At 76.0% G+C, this 12,868-nt stretch carries 12 protein-coding genes; 6 read left to right on the top strand and 6 right to left on the bottom strand.

What is annotated here, in order from left to right:
* Positions 1–53: 53 nt before the first annotated feature.
* A complete protein-coding gene (locus ACFY61_RS15105) occupies positions 54–1,289 on the bottom strand; it encodes an alpha/beta hydrolase family protein (RefSeq protein ID WP_389471730.1) in 1,236 nt (411 codons plus the stop codon).
* A 180-nt stretch (positions 1,290–1,469) separates the two neighbouring features.
* On the opposite strand from ACFY61_RS15105, the gene ACFY61_RS15100 reads away from it, so the two are divergent.
* On the top strand, positions 1,470–6,257 hold the full coding sequence (locus tag ACFY61_RS15100) for a hypothetical protein (protein WP_389471727.1): 4,788 nt from the start codon (positions 1,470–1,472) through the stop codon (positions 6,255–6,257).
* 82 nt (positions 6,258–6,339) lie between these two features.
* Here the strand turns inward: ACFY61_RS15100 and ACFY61_RS15095 are convergent, their stop codons facing one another.
* Both ACFY61_RS15095 and ACFY61_RS15090 read right to left on the bottom strand, forming a co-directional pair.
* Positions 6,340–6,861, bottom strand: a complete 522-nt coding sequence (locus tag ACFY61_RS15095) for a DUF4142 domain-containing protein (RefSeq protein WP_389471726.1) — start codon at positions 6,859–6,861, stop codon at positions 6,340–6,342.
* Positions 6,862–6,972: 111 nt separating this feature from the next.
* On the bottom strand, positions 6,973–7,524 hold the full coding sequence (locus ACFY61_RS15090; protein WP_389471724.1) for a flavin reductase family protein: 552 nt from the start codon (positions 7,522–7,524) through the stop codon (positions 6,973–6,975).
* Positions 7,525–7,602: 78 nt separating this feature from the next.
* On the opposite strand from ACFY61_RS15090, the gene ACFY61_RS15085 reads away from it, so the two are divergent.
* Positions 7,603–8,613, top strand: coding sequence for a YihY/virulence factor BrkB family protein (locus tag ACFY61_RS15085; RefSeq protein ID WP_389471721.1), 1,011 nt, complete (start codon positions 7,603–7,605; stop codon positions 8,611–8,613).
* Positions 8,614–8,656: 43 nt separating this feature from the next.
* Here the strand turns inward: ACFY61_RS15085 and ACFY61_RS15080 are convergent, their stop codons facing one another.
* The 3 genes from ACFY61_RS15080 to ACFY61_RS15070 form a co-directional block, all read right to left on the bottom strand.
* Positions 8,657–8,944, bottom strand: coding sequence for a WhiB family transcriptional regulator (locus ACFY61_RS15080; RefSeq protein ID WP_389471719.1), 288 nt, complete (start codon positions 8,942–8,944; stop codon positions 8,657–8,659).
* A gap of 95 nt (positions 8,945–9,039) precedes the next feature.
* Positions 9,040–9,255 carry a hypothetical protein gene (locus ACFY61_RS15075; RefSeq protein ID WP_389471717.1) on the bottom strand — a complete coding sequence of 72 codons (216 nt, stop codon included), beginning with the start codon at positions 9,253–9,255 and terminating at the stop codon, positions 9,040–9,042.
* Positions 9,256–9,708: 453 nt separating this feature from the next.
* Positions 9,709–10,098, bottom strand: coding sequence for a helix-turn-helix transcriptional regulator (locus tag ACFY61_RS15070; RefSeq protein WP_389471714.1), 390 nt, complete (start codon positions 10,096–10,098; stop codon positions 9,709–9,711).
* Positions 10,099–10,271: 173 nt separating this feature from the next.
* Between ACFY61_RS15070 and ACFY61_RS15065 the strand changes: the two genes are divergently transcribed.
* From ACFY61_RS15065 to ACFY61_RS15050, 4 genes are all read left to right on the top strand, one after another.
* Positions 10,272–11,171: a SigB/SigF/SigG family RNA polymerase sigma factor gene (locus tag ACFY61_RS15065; protein WP_389471712.1), complete on the top strand. Its 900-nt coding sequence runs from the start codon at positions 10,272–10,274 to the stop codon at positions 11,169–11,171.
* 79 nt (positions 11,172–11,250) lie between these two features.
* Complete coding sequence (locus tag ACFY61_RS15060; protein ID WP_389471710.1) at positions 11,251–11,694, top strand: GNAT family N-acetyltransferase; 444 nt, start codon at positions 11,251–11,253, stop codon at positions 11,692–11,694.
* Between the two features lie 224 nt (positions 11,695–11,918).
* A complete protein-coding gene (locus ACFY61_RS15055; RefSeq protein WP_389471707.1) occupies positions 11,919–12,305 on the top strand; it encodes an STAS domain-containing protein in 387 nt (128 codons plus the stop codon).
* 105 nt (positions 12,306–12,410) lie between these two features.
* Positions 12,411–12,824, top strand: coding sequence for an ATP-binding protein (locus ACFY61_RS15050; protein ID WP_389471704.1), 414 nt, complete (start codon positions 12,411–12,413; stop codon positions 12,822–12,824).
* The last annotated feature ends 44 nt before the right edge of the window (positions 12,825–12,868 follow it).

Raw genomic sequence — 12,868 nt, 5'->3', positions numbered from 1 at the left:
ACCGGGGGCCGCCGCGACGGGCGGCGGCCGGCCGGTGCGGGTCACCGGCGGGCTCAGGGCTGGTGGAAGCGGACCTCGGGGTGGGCCGGGTCCGGTCCGGCGAGCAGGGGCTGGGGCAGGCCGCGCAAGTGCTCGTCGAAGAAGGCGGCGACGTAGGCCCGGGTGACGGCCACGGCCCGGCCGGCCGGGATGTCCCCGGCGGGCAGGCCGAAGTGCTCCTGGAGGACGGGTCCGTCGGAGAAGCTGAAGTGGTCGGTCCCGGCGACGGTCAGCCACCGCTTCCAGCCGCCCAGCGCCTGCCAGGTGCGGTCCCAGGTGGTGTCCTCACCGCCCGGGCGGTGGGTCTCGTCGTCGGTGCCGAGCATCAGGAACGGCCGGCCGCCGAGGCCCCCGGCGGGCAGGGTGTCCCAGAACGCGCCGTCCATGTTCACGCCGGCGTCGATGCGCCGGTCGGCGAGCATCGCGGCGGCCGCGCTGGCCCCGCCGATGGAGTGGCCCGCCATGCCGATCCTCGACGTGTCGATGGAGGCGGCGTGCTTCCAGGCCGCACGGGGGCCGGTCAGGCGGTCGAGGAGGAAGCGGGTGTCGGCGGTGCGGGCGGCGGTCACGGCGCTCAGCGCGGGGTCGCCGTCCTCGACGTCCCGGCAGGCCACGCAGGTGAGGACCCGGCCGCCGGGGAAGGTGGTGCCGGAGGACTCGTAGGCGTGGTCCACGGAGGCGACGACGTAGCCGCGGGAGGCGAGGTCCTCGGCGAGGGCGGTGAGGGTGAACCTGGGCGTCCCGAACCCCGGGGAGAGCACCACCAGCGGGTGCCGGCCCGGCGCGGGCCGTGCCCCGGCGGTGCCGTGCGTGCGCATGGCGGCCAGCCTGGCCGGGGCGGCCGGGTCCTCGACGCCGGCCTGGGCCAGCAGCAGCCGGGCTTCGTCCCGGGTGGCGTACGGGCCGGGCCGGGACGGCTGGTGGCGGGCCGCCGGGTAGTGCACGGTCACCATCAGCTGCCGGCCGTCCGCCTCGGGGACCCAGGGGTCGGGGCGGGAGCGGTCGACCAGGTGGAGGGTGGAACTGCCCACCTTCCAGGGCCCGGTGGGCGCGGGCAGGCGGAGCCGGGAGGCCTCGGTGGTGGCCGCGGCGGCCGGTCCGGTGGGGTCGGCGGCGGTACGGGGAGCGGTTCGGGGCGCGGTTCGGGGAGCGGTCTCGGTGGTGGCCGGTGCCGCTTGGGCCGCGGTCGCCGGTAAGGCGAGCGCGCAGGTGAGGAGGGCGGTCGCGGCCGCCCGGGTCGTATTGCGCATGGTGCCGACGCTACGGCGCGGGTACCGCGTCCCACGTCGGCCCGCGGGCGGAGACCCGGACCCGCCGCCGTACTCCTCGAGTTGCAGGCGGGGTCCACCGGTGGTCGGGGTCCGGGCGCCGCCGGGGAGGCGGTGGGCCGGGCGCCGGGGCTGTCGGTGGGGCGTGCGACGATCCGGGGCATGATCGTCGCCCTGGAATCCCTGCTGCCCGCCGCCGGCAAGGCGCACACCTCGACCACGTACGCCGACTGGGTCGCGGCCCACGACCCGGACGCGCTCGCGCACGCCCGCGGCGTGATGGAGGACATGCGTGCCGAACTCGGCCGGTCGTACTCCAAGCCCGGGCGGTTCGTGGACGCCATGGCGTCCCGGGCGCGGCGGCTGCCGCCGGCCCATCTGCCGTGGTTCTGGGACACCGTCGGGCACCGGCTGCTCGGGTACGGGAGCCGGCCGGGCGGGCGCGCCTACGCGGCGGCGCGGGCGGCCGAGGCCGAGCACGGGCTGCCGGTGGACACCGGTTACCGGCGGGCCAACGCGCTGCTGTTCGCGGCGGGCGGTGCGGTTCCGGCCAAGGAGTTCGCGGCGCACCAGCGGTTCCTCGCGGCGACTTCGGAGCCGGCCGACGCGCACACCGGGCTGGAGGAGTTCCTGACGGCGTGGGCCCGCTCGAAGGCCGACCTGCCCGCGGACCTGGTGCGCCGGGTACGGGCTTCCGCGAAGTCCGCCGGGCACGGGGAGGCGGAGGTGGCGCGGGTGGTCGGCGCCGTCGTGTCCGTCGCCCGGAACAAGGCCGTGCCGGACTCGCTGCTGGACGCGGCGGTCCCGCTGCTGACGGCCCATCCGCCGGCCGACGCGGTCGCGGCCGGGCTGGTGGAGGTCTTCCCGGACGGCGTCACCGACGGCGGGGCGTGGCTGCGGCTGCTCGTCGGCTGCGGCGCGGTGGAGGCGATGGAGAGCGGCCGGCTGGTGCCGGAGGGCGGCCTGCACCGCTGGGTGGGACGGTTCACGCACATGTACCAGTACGCGGCGCAGTCCGGCGGCGGGGTCGGCCGGCAGCCGCTGCCCGCCGAGTTCCTGGACCTGATCGGCCGGTTGGGGCCGCGGCTGCGCGCGGAGGGCACCGCGGTGGAGGTGCACACCACCCGCCACTACTACAAGGGCTTCGACGCCGACGTGCTGGACGCGTTCCTCGCGGCCGGGGTCGCGGTCGTCGATCCGGGGCCCGAGACGCGGATGCGGTTCTGGGGCGAGCGGTCGCGCCGTGACCTGGCCGCGCTGGCCGCCGACCCGGTCTTCGGACCCCGCCTGGAGGGCACGGTGCACGCGCAGCTGCTGCCCGACCGGTCGGCGCCGCGCGTCCGCCGGTCCGGGACGGCGGTGACGCTGCTGCCCGGCAACGAGGGCATCGCCGAGGGGGTCGCGGCGCGGGTCGGCAAGCTGATCGGCGCCGTCGGCGGCGGGGGCATGGCGGGGGCCGAGGAGGCCCTGGCGGATCTGGAGACCATGCTGGACCGGCCCACGGTGGCGGCGCTCGGCGGGGTCGCCGACGCCCTGGGCGCGGCGGGGGCGGTGGGCGCGCTGCGGCGTTCGCTGACGGCCGGGCTGCCGGAGGAACTGGCCTGGCCGGAACTGGAGTCGGTGTACGCGGAGTTCGCGGCGGACGCCGGTGGCCGGGGACCGGAGGACCCGGGTGCGGGCCCGCTGCCGGGGGTGTCGGGGGTGACCGCGACCTGGCCGGTGCTGACGGTGTTCGGGCGGGACCGGGCGGTGGCCGTGGCCCCGGACGGGGTGCGCGGCTCCTGCCGGTTCACGGTGCCCGGGGACGCCACCATGTTCGCGGTGCATTACGTGGGCGGTTCGTTCCTGGTGAGCTGGAGCGTCAAGCAGCGGCCCTACTACTGCGACACGGCCGTGTGGGCCGACCGGCCCGACGAGCCGTTCGCCCCGGAGCGGCCGAGCGGTCTGGTGCCGTTCGGCGGCAGTCTGGACGGGGCGTACGGCTTCCAGTTCGAGACCGCCGACGGCGGGGGGCGGCACGGCGGCAGGCGGGTGCTGCGCCCCGGTGACCGCGAGGGGATCGACGGGGACGAGCTGCAGCTCGGGGACGGTTCGCGGATCTGGACCAACGCCGTGTACGGCAGGCGGCCTTGGGAGGTCGTGGACCCGGTCACCGGCGAGCCGCGGGGCGCGGTGGAACTGCCCGCCTTCCCGGGCCGCGCCGCCGATCCCGATCCGGCGGCGGTGCCGTGCGAGGCGGACCTGACCCTCGCCTCGGAGGCGCTCCAGCTGGCGCCGCTGCCGGCCGGCCTGACCTCTTCGCCGCTGGGCAGCCGGGACGGGCTGGTGGGGACCCGGGTGCTGTTCCGCACCCGGTACCGGGACAACGCTCCCGACCACTACCTGGTGGAGAGCATCGACGGGCGGACGGCCCGCTTCGACATCGACCGGCCCGGTCAGGAGCCGTGGGGACTGTGGGCGCCGCCGGAGGGCGCGGTGGAGGACGTGGTCCTCGCCGAGGCGCAGACGTGGACGGGCGTGCGCGCGTACGCGGCGGACGGTTCCCTGCTGTGGGAACTCGACGGGCACGCCTCCCCCGCGCACCCGCCGGTGAAGCCGGTCCGGAAGGCCACCGCGTCGGGCGGTGTGGCCCCGCCGCCCGCGTTCTGGTACCTGCTGCGCACCCGGGACGCGGCCGGGTCGCGGGCGCTGCGGTCCGTGGGCCGGGAGGCGGCGGAGGCGCTGCTGGCGGCCGCCCTGGCCGGGACGCCGGAGGAGCTGCGGGCGGCCGTGGCCCGGGAGTTGCCCGGGATCACCGACCCGGTGCTGGTGGCGGCGGTGGTGGCGGTCGCCGGGCGGGCCGCCCGGGTGGAGGAGCGCCGGCTCGCGCTGCACCGCCGGGTCGGCCTGCTCGCGCAGGCGCCGCCGGTGCTGCCGCGGCGGGCGGTGCCGGACAGCGAGCTGGTCCCGGCGCTGTTCGGGCTGGTGCACGACAGCGGGTACCGGGACCCGTGGCAGCGGACCTCGTATCCGGCCTTGCCGGCGACGGTGAGCGCGCTGGCCGCCGACGGCGCCTGCCTGGCGGGGAGCATCGACGAGGAGGTCCGGCGGCTCTCCCCGCCGGCGTTGCCTCGGGACTGGTCGCAACTGCTGGGCGCGATCGACGCGGTGGCCTGGCGGGCGGCGGTCGCCCCGACGCCGGACGCCGACCGGGCCGCCCTGCTGGCGCTGCTGGAGACGTGGGCCGATCAGCCGTTCGCCCTGGCGGGCGGACGGTGGTGGACGGGCCGCGCGCCGGCCGGGGTGCTGGACGGCCTGCGGGAGTCCGGGACCGCCGTGGTGTCGGGCGGCGGACGGGGCGGCGCGGAGGGCGTCTGGTTCGTGGCGCGGGCGGCCGCTGACGAGGCGGCCGATCCGGTGACGGCGGCGGTCCCCGGGGCGCTGGCCGTGCTGGTGGAGCGGGACGACGCGGCCCGCCTGCGGGCGCTGGTCGCCGCGGTGCGGGAGCACGGGCCGGTCCCGGTCCCGGAGCCGGCGGCCGCGCGGTTCGCCGCACTGACGGGGGTGCGCCGGGCGGTGGCGCGGCTGGTGGTGGCCGGGCTGGTCGGCCGCGCCGGCCGGGACGAGGACCGCGCGCTGGCGCGGAAGGCCCCGTACCGGGCCACCCCGCGGACTGCGGAGGCCTACGAGGCGCTGCGGACCCGGCTCGGCGGCGCGGGCGCGCGGGCCGTGCTCGCGGCGGGCGTGCCCGAGGACCCGGCCGCCCTGTGGCGCCCCGGCGGCGTCGTGGCGGCCGTGGAGCGGATGGCCGCGGTGTGGTGCGAGCGCCTGGGGGCGTTGCCCGAGGTGAACGACGAGGCGGCCGACGCGCTGGAGACCGGGCTGGGGCTGCCGGAGGTGTGGGCCCGCCGGCTCGCCGGCGGTTACGGCGCGGCCGCGGACGCGGTGGTGCCGGCGGCCCGCTGGGAGCTGGCCGCGACCCGGTACGGCGTCGGCGCGGAGGTCCGGGCGGTGCCCGGCGCCGGGGTGGAGCCGTCGTACGGGACCCCGGTCGGTCTGCCGCTGCGGGAGATCGCGTGCGCGCTGGTGTGGGCGTGGACGGACCGGCCGGCGGGCGACCCGGCGGTGGCCGGCGCCGCGGACGTGTACGAGCGGCTGCGGGCCGAACTCGACCGCCCGGAACTGCTGCTGGCGCTGCCGGGCGGCCGGGTCGAGGACACGCCGGAGGGGATCGCGGAGCGGTTCGGGCCGGAGCGGCTGCCGGTGGCGATGGACCTTCGCAAGGAGGCGGGCCCGGTACCGGTGGTGGCCTACGACTCCGGGCCGCTGGTGGTGTGCGCGCCCGGCGGCGCCGCGTTCCTGCGGCCCGCCGCGCTCACCGGCCCGGAGGCGTGGCGGCGGGTGCGGGAGACCGCCGGGCTCGCCGGGGAACTGGACCGGGTGGAACCGCTGCTGGCGGGCGGCGGACTGGAGCGGATGATGCGCCGCGCCCTGTCGGGGGCCGTGCCGGACGGGGCGTACGAGGCGGATCCGCGGCAGTCCTGCCCGGAGCTGGTCGCCACGGTGGCCGGGGAACTGGGCGTCGGCACCGACGCGGCGGCGCTGTACCTCCAGCTGGCGACGCTGGCCGCGCCCACGGACCGCGACGTACGGCGCTGGAACGGCTGGTCGGGCAAGCGCCACACCGGGGCCGGGGCGGAGCTGCTGGCCACGGGCGCGGTGGTGGAGGGCAGGCGGGCACGGGCCGGCCGCACCTTGTTCCTGCCCGGGGAGTGGACCGAACTGAAGGCGCCGCACCTGCCGTTGGAGACCGCGAAGCTGGCCGCCCACGGGGTGCGGCCGCTGTGGCGCAACGAGATCCACTCGCCGTTCGGCAGGATCCTGCCGACGGCACCGCTGCACGAGATGTTCGCGGCGGCGTGGGCCCGCTCGGCGGTCGGGCGGGACACCGGGGCGGCCTCCGCCGGCTGAGGCCGCCGCCCGGGGTCCGGGGCTGCGGCCCCGGACCCGGCCGCGTGACGGATCCGGCTCACATGCCCGTGACGGATCCGGCTCACATGCTGTGGCAGGTGCCGTCGCGGACCATGTCGAGGTGCATGGCCACGATCGGGCGCGCCTTCTCCGCGGCCGCCGTCACCTCGGCGTTCTGGCCTTCGTCGATCTGCTTGTCGATGAGCTCCAGGGTCAGGTCGTGGCCCGACTCCTGCGCGACCAGCCAGGCGTCGTCGTACTCGGGAGTGCCCGCTTCCTCCTGGACCTCCTTCAGCTTCTGCTGCTGCTCGGCGGTGGGTGCCGTGGGCAGTTCGATGCCCAGCTTGCCCGCCAGCGCGGTGAGTTCGGAGTCCAGCTTGGTGTGGTCGGCGACCAGTCTGGCCCCGGCCTCCTTCACGCAGGTGCTCTCCGCGTGCCGCCCGGCGTCCTGACCCGCCGCGATCTCGGACAGGTTGGACTGGTGCGCGGCGACGACGAAGGTCTCGTCCTGGTCGCCGGGGGTCCCGGCGAGTGCGGCGGGCCCCCACAGGCCGGCCGCCGCCGTCAGGGCCACCGCCACGGCGAGCGCTCGGTGGGTGCGCATGGTGCCTCCTCGTTCGCTCCGGTCACCGGGGGTCCGGCGGCCACCCGGCGCCTACCCGCAGGCGTCGGCGTAAACGGCGCGGGCGTGGAGGGCGGGACGTCCGGGGGCCGCTCAGGCGGGGTGGCCCGGCGGGAGGTCGCGCACGTCCTGGTAGGAGATCAGGGCCCCGTGGGCGGCTGTGGAGGGGGAGGCGGGACCCACCTGGCTGATGTCGAGCAGGAAGCCCACGTGGTCGCCGGCGGGGTGGCGTTCCCGTACCCGTCCGAGGAACCAGGCCGCCGCGCCGGACAGGACGGGCGTCCCCTCCGGGCCGCAGGGCCGCCAGGGGGTGCGCGCGAACTTGTCGACCCGGTCCCCGGTCTCGCCGCCGAACAGCTCGGCGAGGGGAAGCCCGTCGTGGTCCAGCAGGTGCACGGCGAGGTACTCCGCGCGCCGGGCCACGCCGTACGTGTGGTTCAGCACCGACAGCCAGACCATGAACCGCGGCGGGCGGATGGAGCACTGGGACGCGAAGCCGACGAGGCAGCCGGAGCGCTCCGTCCCGGCCTCCGCTCCCTCCGCTCCCGCCGCCGCCTGTGCCGCTGCCGGTGGTGCCGCCGCCGTGACCACGTACACGGGCGGGTCGAGGAGCGTGCCGAAGTCGTCGAATTCCGATTCCGCCATGTACCGGCACCTGCCCGCCGCGGGGGGTCCGTACGCGCGGTGGGATTCGGATGCCGCATTACGGGTTATGCGCCGGGCATGGACGACAACGGACGACACCAAGCGGGCCACGCTCCCGACAGCCCCACGGACCTGGGGCGGAAATCGTGGGTGGCGGTGCTGCGCCGCACCGTCAAGGAGTTCACGGACGACGAGCTGGCGGACCGGGCTGCGGCCCTGACGTACTACGGGGTGCTGGCGATCTTCCCCGCCCTGCTGGTCCTCGTCTCACTGCTCGGGGTGACGGGCCGGACGGCCACCCAGGGGCTCCTGGACCACGTCGCCGAGCTCACGCCCGGGGCGGCGCAGGAGATCATCACCACGGCGGTGGAACAGCTGCAGGCGAGCAGGGGTGCCGGCGGGGTGCTGGCGATCGTCGGCCTGGTGCTGGCGGTCTGGTCGGCGTCCGGGTACGTGGCGGCGTTCGTCCGCTGCTCCAACGCCGTGTACGACGTCCCCGAGGGGCGGACGGTGTGGAAGCTCACCCGGCTGAGGCTCGGGCTGACGCTGGTGCTGATGCTCCTGGCCTGCGCCGGCGCGCTGATCGTGGTCTTCACCGGCGGTCTCGCCCGGCAGGCGGGCGACGCCCTCGGCGTCGGCGACACGGCGGTGACCGTGTGGTCGATCGCGAAGTGGCCGGTGCTGGTGCTGCTGGTCACGGGGATGATCGCGCTGCTGTACTGGGCGGCGCCGAACGCGCGGGCGCGCGGTTTCCGCTGGGTCTCGCCGGGGAGCTTCCTGGCGCTGCTGATCTGGGGCGCGGCCTCGGGCGGGTTCGCTCTGTACGTGGCGAACTTCGGCTCGTACAACAAGACGTACGGCACCCTCGCCGGTGTGATCGTCTTCCTGGTGTGGCTGTGGCTCACCAACCTGGCGATCCTGCTGGGCCTGGAGTTCGACGCGGAGATGGTCCGCGAGCGCGCCATCCTCGGCGGCAGCCCGGCCGGCCGGGAGCCCTACGTGGAACCGCGCGACACCACCAACTGGAGCGAAGAGGACCACGCCGGGGCGGGTTCCGGTGAGGAGCCGCGGCGGCCGGACGGCGGCTGAGGAGGGCCCTGGGACGCGCCGGGCCCCGCCCGGCGCGGCCGGTTCAGGCGGAGGCGCGCAGGGGGTTGTGGAGCGCCCTGCGCTCCTCCTGCGTCAGACCGCCCCACACCCCGTACGGTTCCTGGACGTGCAGCGCGTGCCGCAGGCACTGGACGCGCACCGGGCAGGACGCGCAGACGCGCTTCGCGGCGCGGTCGCGGGCGTCGCGGTCGTCGCCGCGTTCACCGTCCGGGTGGAAGAACCGCTCCGATCCCAGGCCGCGGCAGGCCGCCCGGGACTGCCACCGCCACTCGTGCTCCGCGCGTCCCGGCAGCCGTGACGCGTTCGCCATGCCGATCCTCTCCTCTCCTACGGTCTTCTACGGTCTTCTACCGTCTTCTACGGTCGTGACAGAACGTGTTCTCGGCACTGTGTGCCGGGTGCCGGTCAGGTGCGGTCGCGGGTCTCGTCCACGACCGGGAGCGCGGCCGGTACGCGCCGGCGCCGCAGGACGCTCGCGTAGACCCCGAGGCCGAGGAGACCGGCACCCATCATGATCAGACCGACGAGGTCCAGGTTGACGCTCTCCACCTCCCAGTCGCTGGCGAACGTGAGGACTGCCCCCACCACGATCAGGGCGATACAGCTGCCTATGCCGGACATGTGTGTTGCCTCCTCGTCGGGATCGGCGCCGTTCGGTCCGCCTCTTGCCCGGGGGCGCCTGCTGAAGCAGCCGTCGCCGGGGGTTCCGCGGCCGGCCCTCGCGGGCCCGGTGGTCCGGGCCGGGCGCGGGGGAGGCCGGTGCCGTGCGGAGCCGAACGGCTGCGTGCCGTTCGGGCCCGGGCCGCGTGGCGCCGGGGGGAGGGAATGTCGCGACGCGGCCCGGACCCCACTCCGGCGGCTGCTGTGCGCCGTTCGCCGTCCGAGCCGCCGGACTTCTCGCGTATGACCGGCGCGGGGCACGCCAAACACGGGTACCGCGGGTTTTCAGGGTCCCAACTCCCGGCACCCGGGGGCCGGGTGGGGTTCCGCGGCCGGTCCGCGGCCGGTCCGCGGCCGGTCCGCGGCCGGTCGCCGGCTCCCGCTCCGGGCCGGGGACGTACCGGGTGCGGTGGGCTACCGGTCGGCCGGGGCCGCCCCGCCCGGCGCGTTCCGCGCGTCCCGGTCGGGCCGCGGGCCGGCCTCCGCGGAGGGGGGCATGGTGAGGGGCGCGGCGAGGTAGGCCAACAGGCCGGCGATCTCCCGGCCGGCCTCGGCGGGGTGGCGGAAGCGGGAGCCGGGAGCGATCTCGTACCGGTTGCGCCTGCCGTCCCGGACGCGCGTGAGGTAGCCGGCCGCCTGGAGGTCGGTGACGATCGCCTGGACGGTGCGCTCGGTCAGGTCGCAGGCGGCGGCGATGTCGCGCAGGCGGACTCCCGGGTCGCGGGCGATGGCGACCAGGACCCGGGCGTGGTTGGTCAGGAACGTCCAGTTGGCACGGCGGGAAGCCGTGTGCTCGCTCTCCACACGGCCATTCTGGCCGGTGAATGACGAAATACAAATCCAGAAGTGGTTTTCCGGTATCACTTGACGTGCGTCGCCCGGCCAGGCAGGGTTCAGGGCAAGCGGAACCCGGCTTCCGCGTGACCTGAGCGATCGAGCAACGCGCCGCAAGCATCCGTGCCCAAGGAGCGAACACGATGACCTTCACGGCCATGACCGAGGCGACGACCGAGGCCAAGACCGAACAGACCACCTACGACGGGGCCCTTCCGGAGGTGCCCTGCCCCCGGGAGCTCGCCCCCCACGACGCCCGTGAGCTGACCCGTGTGTTCTTCGCGCGGCTGCGGAGCCTGGAAGAGGGAACCCGCGAGTACCAGTACGTGCGCAACACGCTGATCGAGATGAACATCTCGCTGGTGCACTTCGCCGCCCGGCCCTTCCGCGACCGTGCGGGCGGACCCGAGCACGAGGACGTCATCCAGGTCGGCACGATCGGTCTGATCAAGGCCATCGACCGGTACGACCCGGCGCGCAACACCCAGTTCACCACCCTCGCCCTCCCCTACATCACGGGTGAGATCAAGCGGCACTTCCGGGACACCTCGTGGGCCGTCCGCGTGCCCCGCCGGCTCCAGGAGCTGCGGCTGGTCCTGGCGAAGGCCACCGAGCAGCTGACCACCCTGCTGGACCGTGCGCCCACCCAGGCCGAGCTCGCCGAACACCTCGACCTCAGCGAGGACGAGGTGCGCCAGGGCCTGGTCGCCGCCCAGGGCTACACGACCCAGTCCCTGTACGCGCCGCAGGACGGCGAAACGGCGTCCGAACCGCGCGGCTCCTCCTCCCAGCCCTCGTACACGCTGGCGGACACCATCGGCGGCGAGGACCCCGCCCTGGAGTCGGTCGAGGACCGGCACGCCCTGGCCCCGCTCCTGGCCGAACTGGACGAACGCAGCACGCGCATCCTGGAGCTGCGGTTCGGGCAGGAGATGACGCAGGCGGAGATCGGGGCCGAGATCGGCCTCTCCCAGATGCACGTCTCCCGCCTCCTGAACCGCACCCTGGCCGACCTGCGCGAGCAGCTCCTCCGCGAGGACTGACCGGCGGCCCGGGCCGGGGCCCTTCCGGGGGCACCCGGCACCGGCACCCGGGCGACGGCCACCGGGTTATCGTCCCGATATGAAGATCATCGAACTCGAACCGGGCGACCCCCGCCTCGACAGCGAGCTCCTGCCGGTCCTGCGCGAGCTGCGGCCCCACCTCACGCCGCAGCTGTTCCGCGAGGTGTACGAACGCGGCCACGCCCAGGGGCTGCGCTTCACCGCCGCGTACGCCGCCGACGGCAGCTGCGTCGGCGCAGCCGGCTGGCGGATCGTCGACAACACCTGCTCCCTGCGCAAGCTGTACGTCGACGACCTGGTGACCGCCGAGTCGGCCCGCTCCACCGGCGTGGGCCAGGCGCTCCTCGCCCACCTCGAAGACCTCGCCCGCGAGGCCGGCTGCCACGAGTTCGACCTCGACTCGGGCACCCACCGCACCGGCGCCCACCGCTTCTACCTGCGCGAACGCATGGACATCGTCGCCTTCCACTTCTCCAGGGACCTGACTCCGAAGGCCGACTAGCGGCGCCCTGCGCGCCGCGGCGCGCAGGTGACGGGCGACGGCGTCGCGTCGCCCGCCGGGGTCGCCGTCCGGCCGGCGGGGCGTACCGTTGAAGCAACCCGGCCGGGGCCGCCCGGCGCCTGCCGGACCCGCTGGGGACCGCGCGACGTCCGGCAGGGCACCGCTCTTCCCATGGGCGCATCCGCGCCCGGGAGGGACGGCCGGCGGAAGGCGAGGAGGCGGTGATGAGCAGCGACCCGTCACACGCGGACCTGCCGATGCCCGCGCCCCAGCTCAAGACCGACACCGTGCGGGTGGGGGACGCCGTGGTCTGCGTACTGTCGGGCGACCTGTACACCGGCACCAGGACGCTCGGGGACGAGGCCCTCCGCGAGGCGCTGGGGTTCCGCCCGGCCCTGCTGGCGGTCGACCTGAACGCCGTGGAGCTCTTCACCGCCGACGGGCTGAACCTGCTGCTGGCGCTGCGCGGCAGCGCCCGCGAGGCGGGGGTGCCGCTGGTCCTCGTCCGTCCCAGCGCGGCGGTCCGGCGGGTACTCGAGCTGACCGGGGCGGACGACACGTTCCCGGTGTACGCCACCGTCGAGGAGGCCCTCGCCGGGCAGGAACCGTGACGGAAAGCCCGCCGCAGCAGTAACCGGCCCGCCCCCCACGGTGTAGGGGGCCCCTGGGTGGGCAGGCGAGACGGTCAGAGACGCCCTACGCACCAGGGACAGGCCATGGGTCCTCAGCCCTCCGCCGCCATCCGCCACCGTGAGCTGGTCCTCCATCCCGAGGACCGGGAGGCGTGCGGCGCGGGCATCTCCTGGGTCCGGCAGGCCCTGGCCGACTGGTACCCCTCCGCCGACGGCGGCGACGTCGTGCTGGTCGCCGCCGAACTGCTGTCCAACGCCGCCCGGCACGGCCGCGGACCGGTCCGGGTGGTCCTCGACCACGGGGAGGGCGCGCTCCGCGTCGCCGTCTCCGACGCCAGCCCCGTCCGGCCTCGCCTGCGGGAGCACCGGCCGGACTCGATCGGCGGCCACGGGCTGTTCATCATCGACCAGCTGGCGGTGCGGTGGGGGTGCCGGCCCGAAGGCGCCGGCAAGACCGTCTGGGCCGACCTCCCGCCGCCGTCGCCCTCCGACCGCTGAGCCACCGCCGGAGGGCAATGTCCGCCGCGCGTTCCGGTACAGCC

The sequence above is a fragment of the Streptomyces sp. NPDC012888 genome, assembly GCF_042900645.1.
GTDB lineage: Bacteria > Actinomycetota > Actinomycetes > Streptomycetales > Streptomycetaceae > Streptomyces.
This window is presented reverse-complemented; position numbering and strand designations above follow the sequence as displayed.

What these genes read in the sequence shown, in the direction of transcription:
- ACFY61_RS15105 (WP_389471730.1), bottom strand. Translation starts at nt 1,289, where the DNA reads ATGCGCAATACGACCCGGGCGGCCGCGACCGCCCTCCTCACCTGCGCG.
- ACFY61_RS15100 (WP_389471727.1), top strand. Translation starts at nt 1,470, where the DNA reads ATGATCGTCGCCCTGGAATCCCTGCTGCCCGCCGCCGGCAAGGCGCAC.
- ACFY61_RS15095 (WP_389471726.1), bottom strand. Translation starts at nt 6,861, where the DNA reads ATGCGCACCCACCGAGCGCTCGCCGTGGCGGTGGCCCTGACGGCGGCG.
- ACFY61_RS15090 (WP_389471724.1), bottom strand. Translation starts at nt 7,524, where the DNA reads ATGGCGGAATCGGAATTCGACGACTTCGGCACGCTCCTCGACCCGCCC.
- ACFY61_RS15085 (WP_389471721.1), top strand. Translation starts at nt 7,603, where the DNA reads ATGGACGACAACGGACGACACCAAGCGGGCCACGCTCCCGACAGCCCC.
- ACFY61_RS15080 (WP_389471719.1), bottom strand. Translation starts at nt 8,944, where the DNA reads ATGGCGAACGCGTCACGGCTGCCGGGACGCGCGGAGCACGAGTGGCGG.
- ACFY61_RS15075 (WP_389471717.1), bottom strand. Translation starts at nt 9,255, where the DNA reads ATGTCCGGCATAGGCAGCTGTATCGCCCTGATCGTGGTGGGGGCAGTC.
- ACFY61_RS15065 (WP_389471712.1), top strand. Translation starts at nt 10,272, where the DNA reads ATGACCTTCACGGCCATGACCGAGGCGACGACCGAGGCCAAGACCGAA.
- ACFY61_RS15060 (WP_389471710.1), top strand. Translation starts at nt 11,251, where the DNA reads ATGAAGATCATCGAACTCGAACCGGGCGACCCCCGCCTCGACAGCGAG.
- ACFY61_RS15055 (WP_389471707.1), top strand. Translation starts at nt 11,919, where the DNA reads ATGAGCAGCGACCCGTCACACGCGGACCTGCCGATGCCCGCGCCCCAG.
- ACFY61_RS15050 (WP_389471704.1), top strand. Translation starts at nt 12,411, where the DNA reads ATGGGTCCTCAGCCCTCCGCCGCCATCCGCCACCGTGAGCTGGTCCTC.